Below are 23,015 nucleotides of genomic sequence, written 5' to 3'. Positions count from 1 at the left end.
CTCCTGCATGCGGTTCGCCCCCTCAACGCATCGGCCGGAAACGGCCGTCTGTCGCGCGGGGTGCAGACAAGGGATCTTGGGTGTCGCCGTCCGGCGTCACGGTACTTAAGGAGACAACACCATGGCAGCAGTGTGCCAGGTGACTGGAGCAGTTCCCGGCTTCGGTCACAGCATCTCGCACTCGCACCGCCGGACGAAGCGCCGCTTCGACCCGAACGTGCAGAAGAAGACCTACTTCGTCCCGTCGCTGGGGCGCAACATCAAGCTGAACGTGTCCGCCAAGGGCATCAAGGTGATCGATGCCCGCGGCATCGAGTCGGTCGTCCGTGACCTCAAGGCGAAGGGCGTGAAGCTGTAATGGCCAAGAAGGCTCAGGACGTCCGTCCGATCATCAAGCTGCGTTCGACCGCCGGCACGGGGTACACCTACGTGACGCGCAAGAACCGCCGCAACAACCCCGACCGCATCGTGCTGAAGAAGTACGACCCGGTCGTCCGCAAGCACGTCGAATTCCGAGAGGAGCGCTGATCACATGGCCAAGAAGAGCAAGATCGCGCGCAACGAGCAGCGCAAGGTGATCGTCGATCGCTACGCCGCGAAGCGCAGCGAGCTGAAGAAGGCGCTCGTGTCGCCGACCTCCTCCGACGAGGAGCGCGAGGCCGCCCGCCTCGGGCTGCAGAAGCTGCCCCGCAACGCCTCGCCCGTGCGCGTGCGTTCGCGCGACGTCATCGACGGACGCCCCCGCGGTGTCCTCACGAAGTTCGGCATCTCGCGTGTCCGCTTCCGCGACATGGCGCACCGTGGCGAGCTGCCCGGCGTGACCAAGTCCAGCTGGTAAGCACCCGCAGCATCCGGAAGGCCCGGCGATCCACGGATCGCCGGGCCTTCCGCCGTTCCGCCGCGGAATTCCGCGGAAGTCCGGGCATCGAATCACATGCGTCACATGAGCCTCACGCGTCACATACATCGCGCCGACACGCCGGGCAATATCTCCGCGAGAGGCGGAAATCCGCGGAATTCCGCGGATTCGTGGCTATAGTCAAGGCGGTCGATCCGACCAGCCGGAGTGCCTGAGCGCTTCGGTCCCCGCAACGAAAGGCGGCCTCGCGCCGCCTTGGAGGACAACCCACATGGCTGACAAGTCCATCACCAAGACCGAGCTCGTCGCGAGCATCGCCAGCGCCACCGGCCAGAGCCAGTCGGCCGTGTCGGGCGTGCTCGACTCGCTCTTCTCCACCGTCTCCGAGGCGGTCGCCAAGGGCAGCAAGGTCTCGATCCCGGGCTGGATCGCCTTCGAGCAGGTCGCCACCTCCGCGCGCACCGGCCGCAACCCGCAGACCGGCGAGGAGATCAAGATCCCCGCGGGCAAGCGCGTCAAGGTCACCGCCGGCTCCAAGCTGAAGGCCGCCGTCAAGTAACGACGACGACGTGCGAGGGGGGATGCTGCGGCATCCCCCCTTTCGCATGTCCGGGGACAGGTGATGGGGCATGCGGCAGGAGATCGCGCCTGCATCACGTCTCGGCCGCCGCCTCTGGCGCACCCGCCCCTCGCTCGCGTACCGGTCGCAGGGAGCACCGCAGTCCGGGCCGCCGCTCAGCCGCGCGATCTAGGCTGGAGTCATGGTCACCACGTCCGCGCCTCCGCGCGCCACTGCGCCGCACGACGCGGGCTCCGGCGCCGGCCTGTTGCGCCTCGTGGGACCCGCGGTCCTCGTCGTGGTGGCTGTCATCGCGGTCATCGCCGGCCTCGCCTACGGGGGCGGCGCCGCGCCGCTCGTGATCGGCGACCCCGGACCCCTCGTGCGCTGGGGCCTTCCCGTCGGCACGCTCATCGTCAACCTGGCGGCGGCCGGGATGGTCGGCTCGCTGCTGCTCGCGCTCTTCGCCTTGAAGGCCGGCGAGCGCGCCTTCGGGGTCGCGCTGGATGCGGCATCCGTCTCCGCGGCGATCTTCACGCTGGCCGCGGCGGTCGTCGGATTCTTCACCTTCCTCAACGTCATCCCCGCGGCCGTGAGCCTCGACGCGCAGTTCGGGCAGCAGCTCGGACGCTTCCTCGTCGAGCAGGAGACGGGCCGCGGCTGGCTCATCACGACCGTCGCGGGCGCCGTGCTCACGGTGCTCACCTTCGCGGTGCGCTCGTGGACGGCGACGCTGCTCGTCAGCATCCTCGCGGTCGCCTCGCTCGTGCCGATGGGCACGCTCGGGCACTCCGGTGAGGAGGCGAATCACAACTCCGCGGTCGTCTCGCTCGTCATCCACATGATCGGCGCGGCCGTCTGGCTCGGCGGGCTGATCCTCCTGGTGCTCGTGCGTCCGGTGCTCGACCGCGCGCAGCTCAACGCCGTGCTGCTGCGCTACTCGAGCGTCGCCCTGCTCGCGTTCATCGTCGTCGCGATCTCGGGCACCGTGCGCGCGAGCATCGGCGTCGGCTCGTGGGCGGCCCTCGCGTCGCCCTACGGCGTGCTCGTGCTGGTGAAGGTCGCCGCCCTCGTCGCGATCGGCGTGCTCGGCGCCTGGTACCGCGTGCGCCTCATCGGGCGTATGGACCGGGATGCTTCGTCGCGCCGCTTCTGGGGGCTCATCGTCCTCGAGCTGGCCTTCATGGGCATCGCGTCGGGCGCCGCCGCCGCCCTCGCCCGCACGGCTCCGCCGACGAGCAGCGCGGTGCCGGCGGTGCGGACGCCCGCCGAGATCCTCACCGGCTCCCCGCTGCCCCCCGACCTCACCCTCGGCCGCTGGTTCACGTCGTGGGACGTCGACCTGCTCTGGGCCTTCGCGGTCGGACTCGGACTCTTCTTCTACCTCGCCGGGGTGCGCCGCCTGCGCCGCCGCGGCGACGCCTGGCCGATCCACCGCACGGTGCTCTGGGTCGCCGGCCTGCTGCTGCTCCTGTGGGTGACCGCCGGGCCGGTGAACGTCTACCAGGACTACCTGTTCAGCGTGCACATGGTCGGGCACATGCTGCTGTCGATGGCCATCCCGCTGCTGCTGGTGTCGGGTGCGCCGGTCACCCTGGCGGCGCGGGCTATCCGCAAGCGCGACGACGGCACGCGCGGCATGCGCGAATGGATCCTGTGGGGCGTCCACTCGCCTGTCTCGCGGGTGCTCACCAACCCGTTCGTCGCGGCCGGGCTGTTCATCATCTCGCTGTGGGTGTTCTACTACACCGACCTTTTCCGCTGGTCGCTCTACGACCACCTCGGGCACGAGTGGATGGTGGCCCACTTCCTCATCACGGGCTACCTGTTCGTGCTGTCGCTCGTCGGCATCGACCCGGTGCCGTTCCGCCTGCCGTACCCGTTCCGCCTGCTCACGCTCATCGGCGTCATGGCGATGCACGCGTTCTTCGGCATCGCGATCATGATGCAGAGCGGCCTGATGGTGCCGGAGTGGTTCGGCGCCATGGGACGCACCTGGGGCGGCACGCCGCTCGAGGACCAGTACGTCGGCGGCGGTGCGGCGTGGTCGATCGGCGAGATCCCGACGCTCATCCTCGCGATCACCGTGGCCATCCAGTGGAGCCGCAGCGACGACCGCGCCCAGCGCCGGCGCGACCGCCAGGTCGACCGTGCCGGAGACCTCGAGCTCGACGCCTACAACGAGAAGCTCGCGGCCCTCGCCGCCCGCGACGCGCGCTGACCTGCCCGCCGGCCCTCGGGCACGGATCGCGCGTGCGCGCCGACGTCGGCGCGCACGCCCCCACCGGCCGTGCGAACGTCGCGGCCGCCGCAGGCGATCAGCGCAGCTGGCCGCCCACGGCTATCGAAGCGGTGCCGTCGGGAAGCACCGCGATGGTGCCGGTGACGGTGAACGGCACGTCGTCGGCGACCTCGCGCACAGAGCCGTCGAACAGCGACCGGATGTCGACCTCGATGTGCGCCACGGCCTCGGTCGACGGGATGCGCCACCCCGCGCCGTCGGGCACGATCGCGACCACCGGCTGCTGGGCGATCGACCAGGTCGGCGGCGAGACGATGCGGTCCTGCACGGGGTAGCCGAACGGGCACGCGCTCGGCTGCAGCACCTGCTGCGTCGCGCAGGTCGTGAGGAATTCGTCCACCCGCTCCTGCACCACCGACACGAACGCCTCCGTCGGATCGGCCTGGATCTCCACGGGCACGGTCGTCATCGGCGCGTCCGACAGCACGGCCACCCCGGGCGAGGCGGCGATGGGCGTGTCGACGGTGATCGAGTACACGCCGGGCGAGAACACCAGCAACGGCACGGCGGCGAGCGGGTCGGCATCCGCTCCATCGGGCGAGATCTGTCGCTTGTCGATGGAGAATCCGTTGACCTGGAAGCTCATGGCACCGCGCACCGTGAGGTCGACGAGTGCCAGTGGGCTGGTGGCGAAGCGCCACGACGGCACGACGCCGATCCAGCCGTTCTGCTCGACCGCGAAGGATGACGTGCCGGAGTGGCCTCCCGCACGGTAGGAGACCGTGACCCGCGTGATGCCGTCGACGGCCTCCTCCGCGACGACCTCGAGGTCGGTCAGCGCGGCCAGGGCGGCCGGACGCAGGAGCGCCTCGGATGCCGACGCGGGCATGCCCGCGGCCTCGAGGGTCTCGGAGTCGACGGTCACGCCGGGGAGGGCGAGCGCGTCGGCGGCGTGTCCGTCCGCGAGCAGACCGAGATAGCGCTGCACGAACGCGCCGGGGCTGTAGAACTCCCGGTAGAGCGCGGCCGCGCCGACGGCGATCGCGGCGATGAGGAGCACGCCGACGACACCCAGCGCGATCAGATCGCGCCGCACCGACGAGCGGCGGGCGCGCGGAGCATCCGGCACCTCCTGCGACGGCGAGCCGGTCCGATCGGCGCCCCCCACCGTCTGGTCCACCCGTCCAGTCTAAGAACCCCGGCCGCTCACGCCGTGAGGTCGTGCTCCAGAGCGTCACGAACGAGGCCCACCGCGGCGAGCTGTCCGGCGGCGATCGCGGCCGCGAGCGAGACGAGCGGGCCGGGAAGGCTCGCGACGTGCGCGAGGTCGCCCGCGGCGTAGACGCCGGGAACGGTCGTGCGGCCGTTCGCGTCGACCTCCACGCAGCCGGACGACAGGATGCTGCAGCCGAGCTCCTCGGCGAAGGGCGCCGACTGCCGCGCGGCGGCGGCGAGGAACAGGCCTGCGACCTCCCGGCGTCCGCCGTCGGTCAGGTGCAGCGCGAGTCCGCCGTCGATGCGTTCGGCCCGCGCGAGCGCGTCCGGCGCGATGATCGTCACCTCGGAGGCGATGCGCGCGAGCATCGCCTGCTGGACGGCCGCGTGCGTCGGCAGGCCGAGCACGGCCACGGGGCGTCCGTTCAGCTCGTAGCCGTGGCAGAACGGGCACTGCGCCACCTCGCGCCCCCAGGCCTCGGCGAGCCCGGGGATGTCGGGCAGGTCGTCGCGCATGCCGGTGGCCAGCACGATCCGGCGGGTGTGCAGCATCCGTCCGTCCGCGGTGGCCACCGTGAACCCCTCATCGGCGCGGGCCACGGCGGTCGCCGACACGTCGCGCACCTCGATCGTGTCGTAGCCGGCGAGCTCGTCGCGCGCCGCGGCGCGCAGCTCGGCGGGCGGGCGGCCGTCGTTGGTGATCAGGTTGTGCGCGTGCGGCACGGTCTCGTTGCGGTAGCGGCCGGAGTCGAGCACGACCGTGTCGTACCGCATGCGTCCGAGGGTGAGAGCGGCCTGCAGGCCGGCGGGGCCGGCCCCGATCACGACGGCGTCGAAGGGAGCGGAAGCGGGGGAGGAGTTGCGCATCCCCCGAGTGTGTGACTTCATGTCGACATGAAGTCAAGCGCTCATGCGATCGGCGAGGCCGCGGCCCGCTTCGGGCTGGCGACCTCGGTGCTGCGGCACTGGGAGGACGTCGGCCTGCTGACGCCGGAGAGGGATGCCGCGGGTCGCCGTCTGTTCACCGACGACGACCTCGTGCGCATCGCCGTGATCCTCCGGAGCAAGGCGGCGGGAATGGGGCTCGACCAGATCGCCGTGCTGCTGGACGAGCAGGCGCCCTCGCGCCATCGTGTGCTCGAGGCCCACCTGGACGACCTCGCTCAGCGCATGGCCGAGATGGAGCGCTCTCGGGAGATGACCCTGCACGCCCTCCAGTGCCGTTCGCACGACATCGCCACCTGTCCGCGGTTCCGCGAGATCGTCGGGGTGGTCGTGGACGGCTCGGGCTCGTGGCCGGGCGCGACCACCGCGGAGTCCGGCACAGGCGCACACGCCGTCGCGCTGTCCACGGGTGCGGAGCGGTGGCGCGGTGCCGCGGCATCCACTCGTTAGCATGGCTCGGTGAGCACGCCGTCCCTGTCCGCCGAGCAGGAGGCCCTGTTCCGGCTCATCGAGGACACCCGCGAGCACGTGTTCGTGACCGGACGTGCGGGCACGGGCAAGTCGACGCTCCTGCAGCACCTGGCCTGGAACACCTCGAAGCAGATCGCCGTCTGCGCGCCGACCGGGGTGGCGGCGCTCAACGTCGAGGGGCAGACGATCCACTCGCTGTTCCGGCTGCCGATCGGCCTCATCGCCGGCGGCGAGCTCGACCAGTCCGACGCGACGCGCAAGATCCTCAACGCCATCGACACCCTGGTGATCGACGAGATCTCCATGGTCAACGCCGACCTCATGGACGGCATCGACCGTGCGCTGCGACAGGCGCGCGGCCGTCGCGCCGAGCCGTTCGGCGGGGTTCAGATCGTCATGTTCGGCGATCCGTACCAGCTCGCCCCGGTGCCGCCGCGCGGCGACGAGATGCGCTACATCCGCGACCACTACCGGTCGTTCTGGTTCTTCGACGCGAAGGTCTGGGCGGGCGAGGTCGCCGCCGACGGGCTGGTCGACCTCGGGCGGCACGGCGCGCAGCTGCACATCCGCGAGCTCGTCGACATCCATCGCCAGTCCGACCCGCGGTTCAAGGCGATGCTCAACGCGGTGCGCTACGGGCGGGTGACGGCCGACATCGCGCAGGTGCTCAACGACACCGGCGCGCGCCGTCCGCCCGAGCCCGTCGAGGGCGAGACGCCGATCATCACCCTCGCCACCCGCAACGACATCGTCACCTCGATCAACCGCCGCCACCTCGAGGCGCTGCCCGGCCGGGCCCAGACGGCGACCGCCGAGATCAGCGGCGACTTCGGACGAGGGGATGCCGCGTACCCGGCCGACCTCGATCTGCAGCTCAAGGTCGGGGCCCAGGTGATGTTCCTCCGCAACGACTCCGCGAACTTCGGCGAGCCGCCCCGATGGGTGAACGGCACGATCGGCACGGTCACCCGGATCGCGGGCGGCACCGTGCGGGTCGAGGTCGACGGTGAGACGCACGAGGTCGAGCCGGCCGTCTGGGAGCGGTTCCGCTATGCCTACGACGCCACGTCGAAGTCGCTCAGCCGCGACATCGTGGCGGAGTTCACGCAGTTCCCGCTCCGGCTCGCGTGGGCCGTCACGATCCACAAGTCGCAGGGCAAGACGTACGAGCGCGCCGTGGTCGACCTCGGATCGGGCGCCTTCGCGCCGGGCCAGACGTACGTCGCGCTGTCGCGACTCACCTCACTCGACGGCCTGTACCTGTCACGCCCGCTGCGCCCGAGCGACATCCGCGTCGACCCCGACGTGCAGCGCTTCATGGCCGGCGTGCGCGCCGCGGCCTCCACGCCCACCCTCGGTCCCTGACCCCGCTGAGCTCACCTGAGCGCCGAGCTCGCCCTTCTCGCCCTGCTCGCCGATCAACCCCACGCGCCGCCGCCGACCGGACGGCCTCGCGAGACGTCGCAACACGCCGTCTCGCGGCGGGAGTGGACGGCGTGTTGCGACGTTTCGCGCGCGAAGAGGGCGCTCCCCGCGGGCGCAGCGAGTTGACAGGCCGCAGCTCCGACTCAGGCGACGACCGCGGCCGAGTCCTTCGCTGCGGCGAGGTCCACGAAGAGGTCGGTGTTGAAACGGTAGGCCACGAGCACCTCGTCGATCACGCGCTCCTGCTCCGCGGCATCCCAGGGCGCGGCATCCAGCTGCTCGCGGTACACGTCCTTGAACGCCCGCGGGTCGGCGATGTCGCCGAAGACGTAGAAGCCGATGCCGTTGGTGTCGAAGCCGAACTGCCGCTGCATGAGCTTGCCGATGAACAGCCCGCCGGAGAGGTCGCCGAGGTACCGCGTGTAGTGGTGCGCGACGAAGCCGCCGGGCCACGTGGCGCCGACGCGGCGGATGCGCTCGACGTACCGGCGCGTCGTCGGCAGCGGCTCGATGCGCTCGCGCCAGTCGGAACCGAGGAGGAAGGCCAGGTCGGCTTCGAGCGCGGGGAGCCGGGTGAGCTTGTCGCTGATGAAGACGGATGCCACGGGGTCGCGCCGCATGCGCTCGGTCACGGCCTCGAGCGCCTCGTAGATGAACCAGTGCTGCGCCACCAGGGCTACATAGTCGTCGCGGGTGCCCTTGCCCTGCATCAGGTCTGACATGAATCCGGCGTGCTCGCTGCCGGAGTGGGCGCTGCTCGAGCGCTCGCGGAGGGCTGCGGAGAAGGGGATCGGCTCGGCCATACCTTCATGCTAGCTCAAGGTAAGGGCGTCCTAACAAGAGATTTCGTCAGGAGTGCGGGCGCGGTGCGACGCCCAGTCGGGCGCAGGCGGCGTCGTACAGCGCGACGATCTCGCGCCGCACCTCGCGGCGCTCGGTGATCGGGCCTCCGGGCCACGGCACGCGGACCGCGTGCGTGTCGCCCTCGGCGTCGGTCGCGGTCCACGTGCCGCCGTCGCCGTCGAAGTCGTCCATCACCGCCGAGACGGCCCCGTCACGGTCGCCGAACGCACGGACGATGAGCAGGTTGTCGTCCGGATGGTCGCCGTTCATGTGGCCCAGGACGCCCTCGCGGGCGGCGTCGTCGAAGCGGTGCGTCATCCTTCCACCCTACGAGTCGCGTCACGGGCGATCCCGAGGGTGTGTTTGAATCTCAGTGCACGATGACGGGGGGTGGGCCAGGATGGCTCGACGTGGACGTCGCCGCCCCGCCGCGGCGCTCGCCGCCGTTCTCGCGATCGGCCTGGCCATCACCGGATGCTCCGCCGAGACCACGGTCACCGTCGATGTGCCCGCGCAGGTGCAGGGCGATCTGCCCGAGGCGACCGTGCAGCAGCTGCAGGATGCTGTGACGTCCGCCATGACGGCGTCGGGCTCGTCCGGCGCGATCGTCGGTGTCTGGGCGCCCTGGAGCGGTCAGTGGATCAGCGGCCTCGGCACGCAGACGCCCGGCGGCGCCGACCCGGTCAACGCCGAGGCGACGTTCCGCGCCGGCCGCGTCACGCGCGCCATGACCTGCGACGCCCTCTACGCGGTCGCCGCGGAGGGCAAGCTCGCCCTGACCGACGAGGTCAGCGACTGGGTCTCGGGCGTGCCCGACCTCACCGATGTGACGCTCGGGTCGCTGTGCGACAGCACCTCGGGCGTCGGCTCCTACGCGCCGCAGCTCTCGTCGCTCTGGCTGGGCAACCCCACGCGCGTGTGGAATCCGCATGAGCTCGCGAGCTACGGACTCGGTCAGTCTTCGCAGGGCACGCCGGGCAGCGGTTACTTCGAGTCCGACGCCGGCTACGTGCTCCTCGGCCTCGCGCTCGAGCGTGCGACCGGCGAGAGCGCGGCGACCGTGCTGCAGCAGTACGTCTTCGATCCGCTCGCGCTCGACTCCACGCGGCTGCCGTCGGGTGAGGCGGCTCCGCCGTCGACCAGCGGCCCGGTGCTGAGCGGCTACCAGTCGTTCCGCGACGGCAACGGCGTCATGAACTGCGCGGCACCGACCGACTACACCGTCATGTCGGCGAGCTCGGGCTACACGAACTCCGGTGTCGTCAGCGACATCACCGACCTCGGCCGCTACGCCCAGGCGCTGGCATCCGGCTCGCTGCTCACGAACGGTCAGGATCGCTTCGCGAATCCGCTGCCTGCCTATTCCGGCGCCCCCTCGTGGTTCACCGCGCGCGGCGGTGCCTACCAGGCGGGCTCCATGGTCGGCCAGTACGGCGCGTTCCCCGGCTACCTCACGGCCGCCTTCTCCGACCCGACCTCGGGTCTGACGGTCGCCGTCGTGCTGAACAACTCCGCTGTCGACACCGGCGTCGTGGCCGGCCTCGCGTGGGAGCTGGCAGCCATCGCGTCGAAGGCGCCCGCCGCGTCGGGCAGCACGACACCGGACGCCGGACTCCCGTGGACCGCTCAGCAGTTCCACGACGCCATCATCGCGGCATCCATCTGCCCTCCGGCCCAGTGACCCTGCGCACGGCCCCGCATCCCGTCCTCGGCGGGAGGCGCCGGTGACGACCACGACCGGACGCGCCGCCAACCCGGCGCTGCTCTTCGTCCTCATCGGCCTCGCGTGCCAGGAGGTCGGCGCCTCCATCGCCGTGCTGCTGTTCCCGCAGGTCGGCCCGCTCGGCATGGTCATGCTGCGGCTGGTCTTCTCCGCCGTCATCCTGCTGATCATCGCCCGCCCGCGGCTCCGCGGCCACAGCGCCGGCGGCTGGCGGGCCGTGGTGCAGTTCGGGGTGGTGCTGGCCCTGATGAACGGGCTCTTCTATCTCGCGCTGGAGCGTCTTCCGCTCGGCGTGACCGTGACGATCGAGGTGCTCGGGCCACTGACCCTGTCGATCGTGGCCAGCCGACGCCTGTCGGCCTGGGGCTGCGCGGCGCTCGCCCTCGCCGGCGTGGCCTGCCTGGGCGGCGGGGGATGGGCCGACCTCGACCTCGTCGGCGTGCTCTGCGCGCTGGGTGCAGCGGCGAGCTGGGCGTTCTACATCCTGTCGTCCGCGCGCGTGGGCGCCGAGTTCCCCGGCCTCGGCGGTCTCGCTCTGGCCATGTCGGTCGGCGCGGTGCTGTCGCTGCCCTTCGGGATCGCGGATGCCGGAGCCGCCCTCCTGCGGATCGACCTGCTCGCGCTCGGTGCGGCCGTGGCCGTGCTCTCCTCGACGATCCCGTATGCCTTCGAGCTCATCGCGCTGCGCCGGCTCCCGCCCGCCGTCTTCGCGATCCTGATGAGCCTCGGCCCGGCGACCGCCGCGACGGCGGGATTCCTGCTGCTCGGCCAGCATCTCGCCGCCCTCGAGATCGTCGGCATCGCGCTGGTCATCGTCGCCAGCATCGCCGCGGTGCTGGCCGCCCCGCGCGCAGCACCTCGCGCCACCACGGCCGACGGCGTCGCGGCCTCGACGGACCCGTTCACCGAGCCCGTCGGCTGAGGCGCGGGGTTCCGGCCTTCGTCGACGCGGGCCGGCGCCACTCTCCCCGCGACCGGCGGCGGAGGGCAGGAATCCTCACATCGTCGGAAAGGTGGCGCAAGCCCTCGACCCGCGTCGCGCGCCCGCGTTATCGTCGTGCCAGGCGGGTGGACCGCCGGTGAGAGGTGGCGACATGAGCATCAACGACGAAGACATCACGCCCGAGTCCGCATCCGGCGGGGAAGGCCCCGCCGACGGCGGAGCGAACCCCGGCGGCCACGACGGCGGCGCCGACGGCTCGGCCTCGGCGGGCGAGGGCACCGCTGACGGCGGAGCGAACCCCGGCGGCCACGACGGCGGCGCGGACGGGTCGGCCGACGAAGGCGAAGGCACCGCTGACGGCGGCGCCAACCCCGGCGGCCACGACGGCGGCGCCGACGGTTCGGCGTAGTGACGGACGAAGAGCGCGGGCCGATCCGTCGGCCCGCGCTCTCGCGTTGCATCCGGGTCGACGAGCAGGTCTTCGCGGACGAGTACTGGGGGCGACGAGCCCTGCTGTCCACGGCGGAGGAGCTGGCGGCACGTCCGGGCAACGAGCACGGATTCGAGGATCTGTTCACCGCGGCATCCGTCGACGAGCTCGTCACCCGGCGCGGAGTGCGCACGCCCTTCATCCGCATGGCACGTGAGGGCACGGTGCTTCCGCCGTCGGCCTTCACGGCATCCGGTGGCTTCGGCGCCGAGGTCGGCGATCAGGTCGCGTCCGAGAAGGTGCTGAAGGAGTTCGCCGCCGGCGCGACCATCGTGCTGCAGGGCCTGCACCGGCTGTGGCCGCCGATCATCGACTTCACGCGCGAGCTCGTGGCCGACATCGGCTACCCCGCGCAGGTCAACGCCTATGTGACCCCGCCCTCGTCGCAGGGGTTCTCGCCGCACTACGACACGCACGACGTCTTCGTGCTGCAGGTGGCGGGCGAGAAGCACTGGGTCATCCACGAGCCGGTGCTCGACAACCCGCTCGCCAGTCAGCCGTGGGGCGAGGTGGGCGCCGAGGTCGCTGAGCGCGCGAAGGGTGAGCCGGCGATCGACGCCGTGCTGCGCCCCGGCGACGCGCTGTACCTGCCGCGCGGATGGATCCACTCCGCGACCGCGCTCGGCGACACCTCGGTGCACCTCACGGTCGGCATGTCCGCCTACACGGGCGCCGACGTCATCGACGCGCTGCTGGGCGTCATCCGCGACGTGCCCGACCTGCGCGCGTCGCTGCCGCTCGGCGTGGACCTCACCGACGCAGGGCAGCTCGAAGGGGTCGTGACGCGCACCGTCGCACGCCTGACGGAGGCGCTCACGGGCGCCGACGCCGGCGCCGTGTCCCGTGCCCTCTCGTCGCGGTTCGAGCGATCGGTGCGGCCCGAGCCCGTGGCGCCGCTGGCAGCGGTGGCCGCCGCTGCCGCCCTCACGGCCGAGACCGTCGTGCGGTGGCGGGCGGGGGTGCGCGTGCGGCTCGAGGATGCCGGTGAGCGCGTGCGCATCGTCACCCCCGGAGTCACGCTGGGGCTTCCCGTCGAGGCCCGTGCGGCGCTCGAGGCGCTCGCGCAGGGCCGTCCGATCACCGTGGGACGGCTGCCCGGCGTCGACGCCGACAGCGCCGTGGTCGTCGTGCGCCGCCTCCTCCGCGAGGGGCTCGTGGTGGCGTGACCGACGCCGGCACGCCGGTCGAGTGGCGACCGTGCAGCGATCGGGCCCGCGAGCGGAGCGATCCGCTCGCCGGAACCGGGCCGCGCGGCATCCGCTGGCTGCTCATCGAGGTCCCCGCGGCCTGGGGGCCCAAGGCCTTCCTCGACCCGCCGTTCGATCCGGTGCTCGGGCGCGCGATCGTCACCCGCGCGGAGGCGGAGGGCATGCGGGTGCTCGCCATCCGCCGCACGGGCCGGGAGCGGCACGGCGACGCGCCCGGCGGCGCGTGGGCGATCGCCGACTCGCGCCCCGGGCAGGAGAGCATGCGCTGGGGCCGCTACGCCGACCTCGAGGAGCTGCGAGACGTGCCGCTCGACGGAAGCTCCGGCGTGGCATCCGACCGTCTCGTCTTCGGCGTCTGCACCCACGGCCGACACGACCAGTGCTGCGCCGTCCGCGGCCGCCAGGTCGTCGCGGGGCTCGCCGCTGCATACCCGGAGGAGACGTGGGAGTGCTCGCACCTCGGCGGCGACCGCTTCGCCGGCACGATGGTCATGCTGCCGCACGGGCTGTACTACGGCTACGCCGATGACGCGGATGCTGCGGCCATCGCCGCCGCGACGCTCGACGGCCGCGTGGTCGATGAGTTCTACCGCGGCCGCAGCTCGCTGAGTCACCCGGTGCAGGCCGCCCAGCACTTCGCCCGCGAGGCTCTGGGCGGCGATCGCGTCGACGACTGGGCGCCCCTGGCGGAGGCGCGCACCGAGGACGGCTGGACCGTCACCCTGCAGGGGTCGGCCGGACCGGTCGAGATCGCGCTCGGCGAGGAGGCGTCCGAACCTCTCCTCTCGACATGCGCGGCCCGGCGCCCGGTGCAGGTGCGGCACTACCGGCTGGACGGCATCCGCGACGAGGCTCCGGCCGCCTGAGTCGAGCCCGCCGCGATCGCCGCCGTGGCGGCGATCGACCTCGTCGGCACGGGTGTACTCTGACCGCGACACCCGACCTGGAGGAGCACATCATGGCCCGCAGTCGTCCCGGAGGCGTGACCCTCGTCGCCATCCTCGCCTGGATCTCCGGCGCGCTGAACGTCATCGGCGGTGCGCTCCTGCTGCTCACCGCCGCCGCGTCCGCGGCACCCGGCGCCGCCGTTCTCGCCGGGATCATCTCCGTCGTCCTCGGGCTGATCACGATCTTCGTGGCCGTCGGACTGTGGCGCGGACGCGCCGTCGCGCGCACCATCGCCACGATCGTCTTCGCCCTCAACCTCGTCAACGGTCTGGTGACCCTGTTCGCCGGAACCGGGAACGCTTGGTCGGGCGTCGTCACGGCGCTGTTCGCGCTGATCGGCATCGCGCTGCTGTGGACCAAATCGGCCAGCGCCTTCTTCCGGCGCTGACCGGCGGCGAGGCGGCTCGTCAGAACGCCCCGGAGCCGAAAGGCTCCGGGGCGTTCCGCACGCGACGGCCGGCTAGGTGTGATGTCCAGGCAGGTTGTTGAGTCTGCTGATGGGTGGGCCGCCGATGGCGGAGTGGGTTCGGTGATGATTGTAGAAGTGCAGCCAACCGGGCAAGGCAGCGCGTCGTTCGGTTTCTGAGGAGTAGAAGCGGGCGTAGGCCCATCCGTCGGCGAGGGTGCGGTGCAGGCGCTCGATCTTCCCGTTGGTCTGCGGCCGGTAGGGGCGAGTTCGTTTGTGGCGGATCCCGAGCTGGGTGCAGGCGTCTTTCCAGGCGTGGGATCGGTAGGCCGAGCCGTTGTCGGAGAGCACGCGCTCGACGGTGACGCCGCGTTCAGCGAACCAGGTGACTGCGCGCTCGAGCACGCCGATCGCCGTGACGGCCTTCTCGTCTGCGCAGACCTCGATGTAGGCGACGCGGGAGTGGTCGTCGATCACGGTGTGCAGGAACGCGGTGCCGATGAGAGGGCGGTAGTGGCGGCCGCGTTCCCCGGTTCGGACGGCTTGGTCGCGGGCGTTGGCTTTGCTCTGCTGGCGGCTGAGGAACTTGTGTCCGCCGCCGTCGGGGATGTTGCCGAACTTGGTGACGTCGACGTGGATAAGCGAACCCGGGTGCGGGTGCTCGTAGCGTCGGATCGGCTCGCCGGTGACGCGGTCGATATGGCTGAGCCGGTTGATCCGGGCGCGCACGAGCACCGCGTGAACTGTCGATGCCGGCAACCCCAGTTCGCCGCCGATCTGCACAGGTCCGAGCCGTCGCCGCCATCGCAACCTGACGATTCGTTTGACGACATCCGGTGGTGTTCTGGTCGGCATCGACCGCGGGCGACTGGAGCGATCCACCATCCCCGCAGCGCCCTCGGCCCGATATCGGGCCGCCCACTTTCGGGCAGTCACGGGCGAGACCATGAACATCTTGGCCGCGACGATCACCGGCCACCGATCATCGACGACGAGCCGCGCCAACCGAAGTCGAGCGCGCGGAGTCAGAGCAGCATTAGCGTGGGACACGAAGGCCTCCTGAGTGCGAGAGCGGTTCCTAGACAGCTCCACTCTCGCAACGGGAGGCCTTCACCCGTCAGCGAATCACACGCTATTCACGCAACAACGTCCCTGGACATCACAGCTAGGCCGCGAGCGGGATGGACCCGACCAGCACGCCGACGGCCAGCATCACGAGCGAGACGATCGTCGCGCGCCACAGCACCTTCTTGTGGTGGTCGCCGAGGTTGACGTTCGCGAGCGACACCAGCAGCAGGATGGCCGGCACGAGCGGGCTCTGCAGGTGCACGGGCTGGCCGGTGATCGACGCCCGCGCCATCTCGACGGGTTCGATGCCGTACGTCGCTGCGCTCTCGGCGAGGATCGGCAGGATGCCGAAGTAGAACGCGTCGTTCGACATGAAGAACGTGAACGGGATCGACAGCACGCCGGTGATGACGGCGAGGAACGGGCCCATCGACGACGGGATGACGGTGGTCACCCAGTTCGCCATCGCGTCGACCATCCCGGTGCCGTTGAGGACGCCCACGAGCACGCCGGCAGCCAGCACCATCGAGACGACGCCGACGATGGACGGAGCGTGGGCGACGATCTCGTCGGCCTGGCCCTTGAGCTTCGGGAAGTTGACGACCAGGGCCACCGCGGCGCCGACCATGAAGATGTAGGGCAGCGGGAAGAGGTCGAGCACCAGCAGCACCATGACCGCCAGCGTGAGCACGAGGTTGAACCAGATCAGCTTCGGCCGCAGCGTCTTGCGGTTCGGATCGAGCATCGTGTCTGCCATCGCGGTGTCACTCGCGTCGACCACGCCGGTCGCGGTCATCGGCGCGCGGCTGCCCGAGACGGTGACGAGATTGCCGGTGCGCAGTGTCGCACGGGCGCCGGGCTTGGGGTCGGCGCCGCGGAAGATCGCCGGGCCGCCGAAGAAGCCGTCCTTCTTGGTGGCGTCGAGCTTCGTGGTGTCGATCGAGCCGGCGAGGCGCTTGCGCTCCGACAGGCCCAGGAACCAGGCGAAGGTCAGCGAGACGATCAGACCGGCGGCGAGCGACGGCAGCATCGGCACGAAGATGTCTGTGGGCTGCAGGCCGAGCGCGCTGGCGGCGCGGACCGTCGGACCGCCCCACGGCACGATGTTCAGCGTGCCGTTCATGAGGCCGGCCACGCACGTCAGGACGACCGGACTCATGCCCAGGCGCAGGTAGATCGGCAGCATCGCCGAGGTCGTGATGATGAACGTGGTGGAGCCGTCACCGTCGAGCGACACCGCGCCGGCGAGGATGGCGGTGCCGAGCACGACCTTGGCGGGGTCGTCGCCGAGGAGGCGGGTGATGACGCGGATGAGCGGGTCGAAGAGCCCGACGTCGATCATGATGCCGAAGTACATGATGGCGAACATCAGCAGGGCGGCGGTGGGCGCCAGCTTGCCGATCGAGTCGATGATCATGTCGCCGAGTCCCAGTCCGGCGCCGGCGAAGAGGCCGAAGACCGTGGGCACGAGGATCAGCGCCACCATGGGCGTGAGTCGCCGCGTCATGATGAGCGCCATGAAGGCGAGCACCATGGTGAATCCCAGGGCGACCAGGATCCCCTCGGACGGCACGAACGCCAGGTCGTAGCCCTCGTCCGCGGCGGTGATCACCCGGTTCAGTGCTGTGATGTCCATCTCGACTCCCTTGTCTCCACCCGTGCGTCCGTGCGCAGGCTTCCACGGAATCTACGAAGCACCGGACTGATGCGCGCGCTATGCCGCATTCCCCCGCGTTCTGCGCGTAGCGTGAGTTCCGCGCATTCTGCTCATGCGCGGACGACCACGTCGATGTGGCCGCCGACACATCGGCCCGAGGAGGCGGCATGCGGTTCAGCACCCGGCTCCTCCTCGTGCAGCTCGCGACCGTCGTCTCGGTCGTGCTGGTCTGCGCGGTGTTCTTCCTCCTGCTGGCCGTGCAGCAGCTGCGCGCCGAGTCGGAGTCGTCCGCGCTCAACATCGCCCGCACGGTCGCCGTCGATCCCGACGTGCGCGAGCTGGTCGCGGCGTTCTCCGAGGACCCGGGCACACCGGATGCCGCGCAGCTGCGTGACGGAGCGCTTCAGGCCCTCGGCGGCGACATCAGCGCCCGCACCGACGCCCTCTTCGTGGTGATCACCGACGACCAAGGCATCCGCCTCGCGCACCCGAACCCCGATCTGCTGGGCCAGGTTGTCAGCACGCCGTTCGCCGACGTGCTGGCCGGGAAGGAGGTCGTCGACTGGGAGCGGGGCACGCTGGGCGAGTCCGCGCGGGCGAAGGTGCCGATCTACCCGGTCGCCGGTCTCCGGCCGGTGGGCGAGGTGAGCGTCGGATTCGAGACGGCCAGTGTGTTCGACGACCTGCCCGCGGTGCTCGCCGCCGTCGGCCTCGCGGCCGTGGGCGCAGTCGGCCTGGCGACTCTGGCCAGCGTGTTCATGCGCCGACGGTGGGAGCGCGTGACCCTCGGCCTCCAGCCGGAGGAGCTGACGGCCCTCGTGCAGAACCAGGCCGCGGTGCTCGACGGCGTCGACGACGGCGTGATCGCCCGCGATACGGACGGCGTCATCCGGGTGTGCAACGCGACCGCGCAGCGGCTGCTCGGCGCGCGGGATCCGGTCGGCCGCACGCTCGCCGAGGCGGGGGTGCCGACTGCTGCCGTCGCCCGCATCGACGCCCTGGCCGCCACGCTCGCCGCGGTCGACATCGGCCGCGCGACGGGCGTCGATGCGGGCGCCGATGCCGACGGCATCCCGATCGACGGTCACCTGCTGTACCTCGATGTGCGGGCCGTCCGCCGCGACGGCCGCGAGCTGGGCGACATCATCCTCGTCCGCGATCGCACCGACCTCATCGCGCTCACGGAGCGGCTCGAGACCGTGCGTGCGATGACGAACGCGCTGCGGGTGCAGCGGCACGAGTTCGCCAATCGCATGCACGTCGCCGCCGGCCTCATCGACGCGGAGCGCGTCACGGATGCGCGCGAGTTCCTGAGCGATCTCGTCGAGCGGGGCAGCGTCGACTTCCCCGTGGAGAACCTCGACCTGGTGAGCGACCCGTTCCTGCAGGCCTTCCTCGGCGCGAAGGCGCTGGAGACGGGGGAGCGCGGGGTACGGCTGGGCGTCGGCGACGACACCCAGATCCACGGCGCGATCCGGCGCGAGGAGGACGTGGCCGCGGTGCTCGGCAACCTCGTCGACAACGCGGTGGATGCTGCGGTGCACGCTCCCGCGCCGCGCTGGGTGCTCGTCAGCCTGCTGGATGATGGGGATGCGCTGGTCGTGACCGTCGCCGATTCCGGCGGCGGCATCGCGCCCGGCACCGACGTCTTCGCCCGCCGGCGTTCGGACGCGGAGGATGACGCGGTGCACGGTCACGGGATCGGACTGACCCTGTCGAGGGAGATCGCCCGTCATCGCGGCGGCGACGTGTGGGTGATCGACCCGGGCGGTCCCGACGGCGACGGGGCGGTCTTCGGGGCTCGCCTGCCCGACAGTGTGGGAGGTGCCGGCAGATGACCGAGCCGATCCGCGTGCTCATCGTCGATGACGACTTCCGCGTCGCCGACCTCCACCGCGACATCGTCGACGAGCGGCCGGGCTTCGCGACGCTGCCGCCGGCGCGCTCGATGGGCGAGGCGAGGACGGCGATCCGGCGGGACGCGCCGGATCTGCTGCTCGTCGACGTCTACCTGCCCGACGGCGACGGCATCGACCTGGTGCGCTCCGCGGGGCTCGACGCGATCGTGCTGTCGGCCGCCAGCGACGCGCCCACGGTGCGTCGGGCGCTCCGCGCCGGTGCGCTGTCGTACATCATCAAGCCCTTCGAGCGGCGGGCGCTGGTGGAGCGGCTCGACCGCTACGCCCGGGCGCGCAATCTCCTCGCGGAGGACCGCCCGCTCACCCAGGAGTCGCTCGACCGGGCGTTCGCCCTGCTGCACGTCGCGGGAGAGCCCGCGTCGGTCTCGCGCACGGCGACGGAGCAGCTCATCCTGTCGACCCTCGGCGACGCGGAGTCCACCGCCACCGAGATCGCCGAGGAGGCCGGGCTGTCCCGTGCCACCGCCCAGCGGCATCTGGCCGCGCTCGCCGGCCGCGGCGAGATCGAGGTGCGCCTGCGCTACGGCACCACCGGTCGTCCCGAGCACCTGTACGTCCGCCCCGGCGGCTGAGCGCAGCATCCGCTCGGGAATACGGCGGCGCGTCCGCGCGTCATCTTCTCCATGACTCAGAAGACGTGGTTCATCACCGGCACCTCCCGCGGGTTCGGACGCGAATGGACGGAGGCGGCTCTCGAGCGCGGCGATCGCGTGGCCGCGACGGCGCGCAAGGTCGAGTCGCTCGATGATCTGGTCGAGCGCTTCGGCGACGCCATCCTCCCCATCGCCTTGGACGTCACCGACCGCGACGCCGACTTCGCCGCCGTCGCGCAGGCGCACGAGCACTTCGGTGCGCTCGACGTGGTCGTCAACAACGCCGGCTACGGCCAGTTCGGCATGATCGAGGAGCTCAGCGAGCAGGAGCTGCGCGATCAGCTCGAGACCAACGTCTTCGGGGCGTTCTGGGTCACGCAGGCGGCCCTGCCGTTCCTGCGCGCGCAGGGCAGCGGCCACATCATCCAGGTCTCCTCGATCGGCGGCGTCTCCGCGTTCCCGAACCTCGGCGCCTATCACGCGTCGAAGTGGGCGCTGGAGGGCTTCTCGCAGGCCCTCGCCGCCGAGGTGTCGGAGTTCGGCATCCACGTGACGCTCGTCGAGCCCGGCGGCTTCGCCACCGACTGGTCGGGCGACAGCGCCCGGCACTCCGAGCCGATCGCCGCCTACGACGCCGGTCGCGAGCGTCGCGCCCAGCAGCGCGCGGCGGTCTCCGGTCAGCCCGGCGACCCCAACGCGTCGGCGGCAGCCCTGCTGCGGATCGTGGACGCGCCCGAGCCGCCGCTGCGCGCCTTCTTCGGCGCCGCCGCGTTCGACATCGTCCGCCCCGACTACGAGGCGCGCCTCGCGAACTGGGAGAAGTGGGACGACGTCGCCAAGCTCGCGCAGGGCTGACCCCGCCGGGCCTCTTCCGGGGGAGGATGAGCGTGTGACTGCACCTCTCCTCCTCCTCATCGACATCCAGCGCGACTACTTCCCGGGGGGACGGATGCCGCTGGTCGGCCCGGACGCGGCAGCCGACGCCGCGGCGCAGCTCCTGGCCGCGCAGCGCTCGCACGGGGGAGCCGTGGTGCACGTGCGCCACGAGAGCCCGTCGGGCTTCCTGGAGGCGGGCACGCCGGGCGCCGAGATCGACCCGCGCGTCGCGCCCGCCGGCGACGAGATCGTGGTGGTCAAGCACGCCCCGAACGCGTTCGTCGAGACCGAACTGGACGACCTCCTGCGCGCCCGCGGCGTGACGGAGCTCGTCGTGGCCGGGATGATGACGAGCATGTGCGTCGATGCGACCGTGCGCGCGGCATCCGATCTCGGCTACTCGGTCACCGTCGCGGCGGACGCGTGCGCCGCCCCCGACCTGTCGTTCGCGGACACCGAGGTGCCCGGAGCATCCGTGCACGCGGCGTTCCTCGCGGCGCTCGGCAGCGCCTACGCACGCGTCGTGCCGGTGGCCGACCTCATCTGACGCCGGACGTCACTCGCTGCCGCCTTTCGACATTCGTCGGAAGGCTCGCCGTCGGAGGTCTCGCCGGCGGTCATCTGCGCTTGCATGGTCTCGCCGATGTGATCGCGGGTGCGCCCGCCCGGACATCGCCCGACAGCGAGGAGCATGATGACGAACGCAGACCACCTCAGCGAGAACCACCGGAACACCCTGTTCCACCTCGAGCGGCACCCCACCAGCCACAACCTGGAGTGGCACGACGTCGTGTCACTCCTGCGTGAGGTCGGAGAGGTCACCGAAGAGCACGACGGCAAGCTGAAAGCGCGTATCGGCAGCGAGGTCCTGGTGCTCTCGCCGCCGAGGCACAAGGACCTCGACGAGCAGCTGGTGCTCGACATCCGGAAGGCGCTGCGCGACGCGGGCTACCACACCGGCGAGAAGTGACGCGAGAGGCGGCGGGCGCGCTGCCCGTCGCCTCCTGCGTCTCTCAGAGCAGCAGTGACTGGGCGAGCTGCTGCCCGTATCGCGAGATCGCCTGCGCCACGGGAAGTCTCTGCGCGTTATAGGCAGCCAGAGCCGCGCTCACATCGCCTCCGTGGCGTAGAGCCGCCGCGAGAGCCAGCGCATCGCCGGCCGCCTTGGCCGCTCCCATCGCCGTGTGCGGGCGCACGACCGCGGCCGCGTCGCCCAGGAGAGCGACTCGCGATCCCGCCATCCGCGGCGCGACGTAGTCGTAGATCGCCTGCATGAAGGGCTCGGACTCGGCGTCGACGACGTCGGCGAACGGCGGAGGGAGCACGTGCGCGGCCTCCTCCACCAGGCGGTCGCGGAGCGCTGTGGGCAGTTCGCCCGGAGCCGTCGAGAAGCTGCGGGGCGGGCGCCCGACATCCTGCATGAGCTGTGTGAGACCGCGATCGCTGAGCGATCGATACCAGACCCAGTTGTAGCGCCGGAAGCCGGGCCGCAGGTCTCCGCCGACCCCGGGCACGGGGTAGCCGAGCATGTGCACGCCGGGGCCGTTGTAGAAGGCGAAGCGACCGAGAAGCACGTCGCCGGCGTCTGCCGACAGGATCGACTCGGGGACGAGCCCGCGCCACGTCACATACCCGACGTAGCGGTTGCGGTGGTCTGCGGGCGCGACCGTCTTGCGCACCACCGAGCCCAGGCCGTCCGCCCCGACCACGAGGTCGAAGTCCTCATGCGATCCGTCCGCGAAATGGATGCCCGCGGCGTCGTCACCGTCCTGCACGCGAAGGGCATGGCTGCCGAGCCGATAGCGGTCGGCCGGCAGAAGCGCGCGCAGCACCTCGTAGACGTGGTCCCACGAGATCTGCGTCTGCGGCGAGGGATCGCGACTCGCCACGCGGCCGGAGCGGTCGAGCGTGATGCGCTCCGTGGCGACGACCCCGACGTTCACATCCTGGGCGCGTCCCACCGTCGTGAGGAGCTCGAAGATCTCCTGCTGGGCCACGAGACCCGCCCCGCGTCGCTCGAGGCCGGTCGCCGAGCGTTCGAAGAGCGTGACGTCGTGCCCGGCGCGATGCAGCAGCACGGAGGCGAACAGGCCGCCGAGGGAGCCCCCGACGATGCCGACCCTGGTGCGATCTGCTCGAACCGCCACGTCGCCTCCTTCATCCGTCTCGCCAATGTAGGGCGAGGTGGACGGAGCGCTCTCCGACTCGTGTCGAGAGTGTCGCGGGTGGCGACGAACGTCAGGACAGAGATCGAACGGGCCCGAAGGGCCGAACAGGAAGTGGAGGGGATGACGGGAATCGAACCCGCGCTATCAGCTTGGGAAGCTGAAGTTCTGCCATTGAACTACATCCCCGGGCACCGCCTCGCGGCGGTCCGGCCAGCATAACAAACCCGGATGCCGCGGCCCTCCGCCCGCGTGGCTCACACGTGCGGACAGGACGGCGGGCCTCATCGTCGACACGCGGAGCCGCGGCATCCACCACCCGGCGTGTCTGCGGGGGTCCCCGCCCTCCCCCGGAAAGTCGGGCGATTGAGCGGCCGGCTCGTCTCTGCCCGGCGCGCTGTCGGCTCCTGGCCGCGCGCAACTCCACGGATGCGGCGGCGACCCGGCCAGGATCGGGCCG

At 71.3% G+C, this 23,015-nt stretch carries 25 protein-coding genes and 1 tRNA gene; 18 read left to right on the top strand and 8 right to left on the bottom strand.

The annotated features are described in order from the left end of the window. Positions 1-121: 121 nt before the first annotated feature. The 5 genes from rpmB (at position 122) to CVS47_RS16040 (ending at position 3,639) form a co-directional block, all read left to right on the top strand. Positions 122-358: a 50S ribosomal protein L28 gene (gene rpmB, locus CVS47_RS16060; RefSeq protein ID WP_127096990.1), complete on the top strand. Its 237-nt coding sequence runs from the start codon at positions 122-124 to the stop codon at positions 356-358. Beyond that, entirely contained in the window at positions 358-528 is a 171-nt protein-coding gene (rpmG, locus tag CVS47_RS16055) for a 50S ribosomal protein L33 (RefSeq protein ID WP_029145259.1), read from the top strand. The genes rpmB and rpmG overlap by 1 nt, the downstream gene beginning before the upstream one ends. Positions 529-532: 4 nt before the next feature. Next, positions 533-838 (top strand): 30S ribosomal protein S14, encoded by a 306-nt coding sequence (gene rpsN, locus CVS47_RS16050; protein WP_127096989.1) that lies wholly within the window; start codon positions 533-535, stop codon positions 836-838. A gap of 292 nt (positions 839-1,130) precedes the next feature. Beyond that, entirely contained in the window at positions 1,131-1,418 is a 288-nt protein-coding gene (locus tag CVS47_RS16045) for an HU family DNA-binding protein (protein ID WP_127096988.1), read from the top strand. Between the two features lie 202 nt (positions 1,419-1,620). Next, a complete protein-coding gene (locus CVS47_RS16040; protein WP_127096987.1) occupies positions 1,621-3,639 on the top strand; it encodes a bifunctional copper resistance protein CopD/cytochrome c oxidase assembly protein in 2,019 nt (672 codons plus the stop codon). Between the two features lie 97 nt (positions 3,640-3,736). On the opposite strand, the gene CVS47_RS16035 is transcribed toward CVS47_RS16040, so the two are convergent. Beyond that, positions 3,737-4,840 carry a hypothetical protein gene (locus tag CVS47_RS16035; protein WP_378791173.1) on the bottom strand — a complete coding sequence of 368 codons (1,104 nt, stop codon included), beginning with the start codon at positions 4,838-4,840 and terminating at the stop codon, positions 3,737-3,739. A gap of 26 nt (positions 4,841-4,866) precedes the next feature. Then, positions 4,867-5,742: an NAD(P)/FAD-dependent oxidoreductase gene (locus CVS47_RS16030; protein WP_127096986.1), complete on the bottom strand. Its 876-nt coding sequence runs from the start codon at positions 5,740-5,742 to the stop codon at positions 4,867-4,869. A gap of 27 nt (positions 5,743-5,769) precedes the next feature. On the opposite strand from CVS47_RS16030, the gene CVS47_RS16025 reads away from it, so the two are divergent. Both CVS47_RS16025 and CVS47_RS16020 read left to right on the top strand, forming a co-directional pair. Next, the gene (locus tag CVS47_RS16025; protein WP_127096985.1) at positions 5,770-6,270 is read left to right on the top strand and encodes a MerR family transcriptional regulator; all 501 of its coding nucleotides are present in this window, start codon (positions 5,770-5,772) and stop codon (positions 6,268-6,270) included. Between the two features lie 9 nt (positions 6,271-6,279). Then, positions 6,280-7,656, top strand: coding sequence for an ATP-dependent DNA helicase (locus CVS47_RS16020; RefSeq protein WP_127096984.1), 1,377 nt, complete (start codon positions 6,280-6,282; stop codon positions 7,654-7,656). A gap of 203 nt (positions 7,657-7,859) precedes the next feature. On the opposite strand, the gene CVS47_RS16015 is transcribed toward CVS47_RS16020, so the two are convergent. Both CVS47_RS16015 and CVS47_RS16010 read right to left on the bottom strand, forming a co-directional pair. Next, the gene (locus tag CVS47_RS16015; protein WP_127096983.1) at positions 7,860-8,519 is read right to left on the bottom strand and encodes a biliverdin-producing heme oxygenase; all 660 of its coding nucleotides are present in this window, start codon (positions 8,517-8,519) and stop codon (positions 7,860-7,862) included. 46 nt (positions 8,520-8,565) lie between these two features. Next, on the bottom strand, positions 8,566-8,877 hold the full coding sequence (locus tag CVS47_RS16010) for a DUF2470 domain-containing protein (RefSeq protein ID WP_127096982.1): 312 nt from the start codon (positions 8,875-8,877) through the stop codon (positions 8,566-8,568). An 82-nt stretch (positions 8,878-8,959) separates the two neighbouring features. Between CVS47_RS16010 and CVS47_RS16005 the strand changes: the two genes are divergently transcribed. From CVS47_RS16005 to CVS47_RS15980, 6 genes are all read left to right on the top strand, one after another. Continuing rightward, a complete protein-coding gene (locus CVS47_RS16005) occupies positions 8,960-10,240 on the top strand; it encodes a serine hydrolase domain-containing protein (protein WP_127096981.1) in 1,281 nt (426 codons plus the stop codon). 43 nt (positions 10,241-10,283) lie between these two features. Further along, a complete protein-coding gene (locus tag CVS47_RS16000; protein ID WP_241240201.1) occupies positions 10,284-11,204 on the top strand; it encodes an EamA family transporter in 921 nt (306 codons plus the stop codon). Between the two features lie 172 nt (positions 11,205-11,376). Next, positions 11,377-11,634 carry a BatC protein gene (locus CVS47_RS15995; protein WP_127096980.1) on the top strand — a complete coding sequence of 86 codons (258 nt, stop codon included), beginning with the start codon at positions 11,377-11,379 and terminating at the stop codon, positions 11,632-11,634. Beyond that, positions 11,634-12,881, top strand: a complete 1,248-nt coding sequence (locus tag CVS47_RS15990) for a cupin domain-containing protein (RefSeq protein WP_127096979.1) — start codon at positions 11,634-11,636, stop codon at positions 12,879-12,881. Before CVS47_RS15995 ends, CVS47_RS15990 begins: the two co-directional genes overlap by 1 nt. Continuing rightward, positions 12,878-13,789, top strand: coding sequence for a sucrase ferredoxin (locus tag CVS47_RS15985; protein ID WP_127096978.1), 912 nt, complete (start codon positions 12,878-12,880; stop codon positions 13,787-13,789). The genes CVS47_RS15990 and CVS47_RS15985 overlap by 4 nt, the downstream gene beginning before the upstream one ends. Positions 13,790-13,881: 92 nt before the next feature. Next, positions 13,882-14,259: a hypothetical protein gene (locus CVS47_RS15980; RefSeq protein WP_127096977.1), complete on the top strand. Its 378-nt coding sequence runs from the start codon at positions 13,882-13,884 to the stop codon at positions 14,257-14,259. Between the two features lie 72 nt (positions 14,260-14,331). Here CVS47_RS15980 and CVS47_RS15975 read toward each other — a convergent pair whose 3' ends face one another. Beyond that, positions 14,332-15,327 carry an IS481 family transposase gene (locus CVS47_RS15975; protein WP_127096976.1) on the bottom strand — a complete coding sequence of 332 codons (996 nt, stop codon included), beginning with the start codon at positions 15,325-15,327 and terminating at the stop codon, positions 14,332-14,334. Between the two features lie 115 nt (positions 15,328-15,442). After that, positions 15,443-16,981: a CitMHS family transporter gene (locus CVS47_RS15970; RefSeq protein WP_206502676.1), complete on the bottom strand. Its 1,539-nt coding sequence runs from the start codon at positions 16,979-16,981 to the stop codon at positions 15,443-15,445. Between the two features lie 188 nt (positions 16,982-17,169). On the opposite strand from CVS47_RS15970, the gene CVS47_RS15965 reads away from it, so the two are divergent. From CVS47_RS15965 to CVS47_RS15945, 5 genes are all read left to right on the top strand, one after another. Further along, the gene (locus tag CVS47_RS15965) at positions 17,170-18,840 is read left to right on the top strand and encodes a sensor histidine kinase (protein WP_127096975.1); all 1,671 of its coding nucleotides are present in this window, start codon (positions 17,170-17,172) and stop codon (positions 18,838-18,840) included. Then, positions 18,837-19,493, top strand: coding sequence for a response regulator (locus CVS47_RS15960; protein ID WP_127096974.1), 657 nt, complete (start codon positions 18,837-18,839; stop codon positions 19,491-19,493). Before CVS47_RS15965 ends, CVS47_RS15960 begins: the two co-directional genes overlap by 4 nt. A 51-nt stretch (positions 19,494-19,544) precedes the next feature. Then, the gene (locus CVS47_RS15955) at positions 19,545-20,369 is read left to right on the top strand and encodes an SDR family oxidoreductase (RefSeq protein ID WP_127096973.1); all 825 of its coding nucleotides are present in this window, start codon (positions 19,545-19,547) and stop codon (positions 20,367-20,369) included. Between the two features lie 34 nt (positions 20,370-20,403). Then, a complete protein-coding gene (locus CVS47_RS15950; RefSeq protein ID WP_127096972.1) occupies positions 20,404-20,937 on the top strand; it encodes a cysteine hydrolase family protein in 534 nt (177 codons plus the stop codon). Positions 20,938-21,081: 144 nt separating this feature from the next. Continuing rightward, positions 21,082-21,360 (top strand): hypothetical protein, encoded by a 279-nt coding sequence (locus CVS47_RS15945; protein WP_206502674.1) that lies wholly within the window; start codon positions 21,082-21,084, stop codon positions 21,358-21,360. Positions 21,361-21,403: 43 nt separating this feature from the next. Here CVS47_RS15945 and CVS47_RS15940 read toward each other — a convergent pair whose 3' ends face one another. Further along, the gene (locus CVS47_RS15940) at positions 21,404-22,537 is read right to left on the bottom strand and encodes an FAD binding domain-containing protein (RefSeq protein WP_127096970.1); all 1,134 of its coding nucleotides are present in this window, start codon (positions 22,535-22,537) and stop codon (positions 21,404-21,406) included. A 133-nt stretch (positions 22,538-22,670) separates the two neighbouring features. Beyond that, positions 22,671-22,744 (bottom strand) — tRNA-Gly (locus CVS47_RS15935). Positions 22,745-23,015: the final 271 nt, after the last annotated feature.

The sequence above is a fragment of the Microbacterium lemovicicum genome (assembly GCF_003991875.1).
In the GTDB taxonomy this organism is placed as follows: Bacteria; Actinomycetota; Actinomycetes; order Actinomycetales; family Microbacteriaceae; genus Microbacterium; species Microbacterium lemovicicum.
Note: the sequence above shows the minus strand (reverse complement) of the source record. Positions and strands in the feature narration are given on the sequence as shown.

What these genes read in the sequence shown, in the direction of transcription:
- CVS47_RS15980 (WP_127096977.1), top strand. Translation starts at nt 13,882, where the DNA reads ATGGCCCGCAGTCGTCCCGGAGGCGTGACCCTCGTCGCCATCCTCGCC.
- rpmG (WP_029145259.1), top strand. Translation starts at nt 358, where the DNA reads ATGGCCAAGAAGGCTCAGGACGTCCGTCCGATCATCAAGCTGCGTTCG.
- CVS47_RS15970 (WP_206502676.1), bottom strand. Translation starts at nt 16,981, where the DNA reads ATGGACATCACAGCACTGAACCGGGTGATCACCGCCGCGGACGAGGGC.
- CVS47_RS15945 (WP_206502674.1), top strand. Translation starts at nt 21,082, where the DNA reads ATGATGACGAACGCAGACCACCTCAGCGAGAACCACCGGAACACCCTG.
- rpmB (WP_127096990.1), top strand. Translation starts at nt 122, where the DNA reads ATGGCAGCAGTGTGCCAGGTGACTGGAGCAGTTCCCGGCTTCGGTCAC.
- CVS47_RS16005 (WP_127096981.1), top strand. Translation starts at nt 8,960, where the DNA reads ATGGCTCGACGTGGACGTCGCCGCCCCGCCGCGGCGCTCGCCGCCGTT.
- CVS47_RS16010 (WP_127096982.1), bottom strand. Translation starts at nt 8,877, where the DNA reads ATGACGCACCGCTTCGACGACGCCGCCCGCGAGGGCGTCCTGGGCCAC.
- CVS47_RS15965 (WP_127096975.1), top strand. Translation starts at nt 17,170, where the DNA reads ATGCGGTTCAGCACCCGGCTCCTCCTCGTGCAGCTCGCGACCGTCGTC.
- CVS47_RS16015 (WP_127096983.1), bottom strand. Translation starts at nt 8,519, where the DNA reads ATGGCCGAGCCGATCCCCTTCTCCGCAGCCCTCCGCGAGCGCTCGAGC.
- CVS47_RS15995 (WP_127096980.1), top strand. Translation starts at nt 11,377, where the DNA reads ATGAGCATCAACGACGAAGACATCACGCCCGAGTCCGCATCCGGCGGG.
- rpsN (WP_127096989.1), top strand. Translation starts at nt 533, where the DNA reads ATGGCCAAGAAGAGCAAGATCGCGCGCAACGAGCAGCGCAAGGTGATC.
- CVS47_RS16025 (WP_127096985.1), top strand. Translation starts at nt 5,770, where the DNA reads ATGAAGTCAAGCGCTCATGCGATCGGCGAGGCCGCGGCCCGCTTCGGG.
- CVS47_RS15960 (WP_127096974.1), top strand. Translation starts at nt 18,837, where the DNA reads ATGACCGAGCCGATCCGCGTGCTCATCGTCGATGACGACTTCCGCGTC.
- CVS47_RS16045 (WP_127096988.1), top strand. Translation starts at nt 1,131, where the DNA reads ATGGCTGACAAGTCCATCACCAAGACCGAGCTCGTCGCGAGCATCGCC.
- CVS47_RS16040 (WP_127096987.1), top strand. Translation starts at nt 1,621, where the DNA reads ATGGTCACCACGTCCGCGCCTCCGCGCGCCACTGCGCCGCACGACGCG.
- CVS47_RS15955 (WP_127096973.1), top strand. Translation starts at nt 19,545, where the DNA reads ATGACTCAGAAGACGTGGTTCATCACCGGCACCTCCCGCGGGTTCGGA.
- CVS47_RS16030 (WP_127096986.1), bottom strand. Translation starts at nt 5,742, where the DNA reads ATGCGCAACTCCTCCCCCGCTTCCGCTCCCTTCGACGCCGTCGTGATC.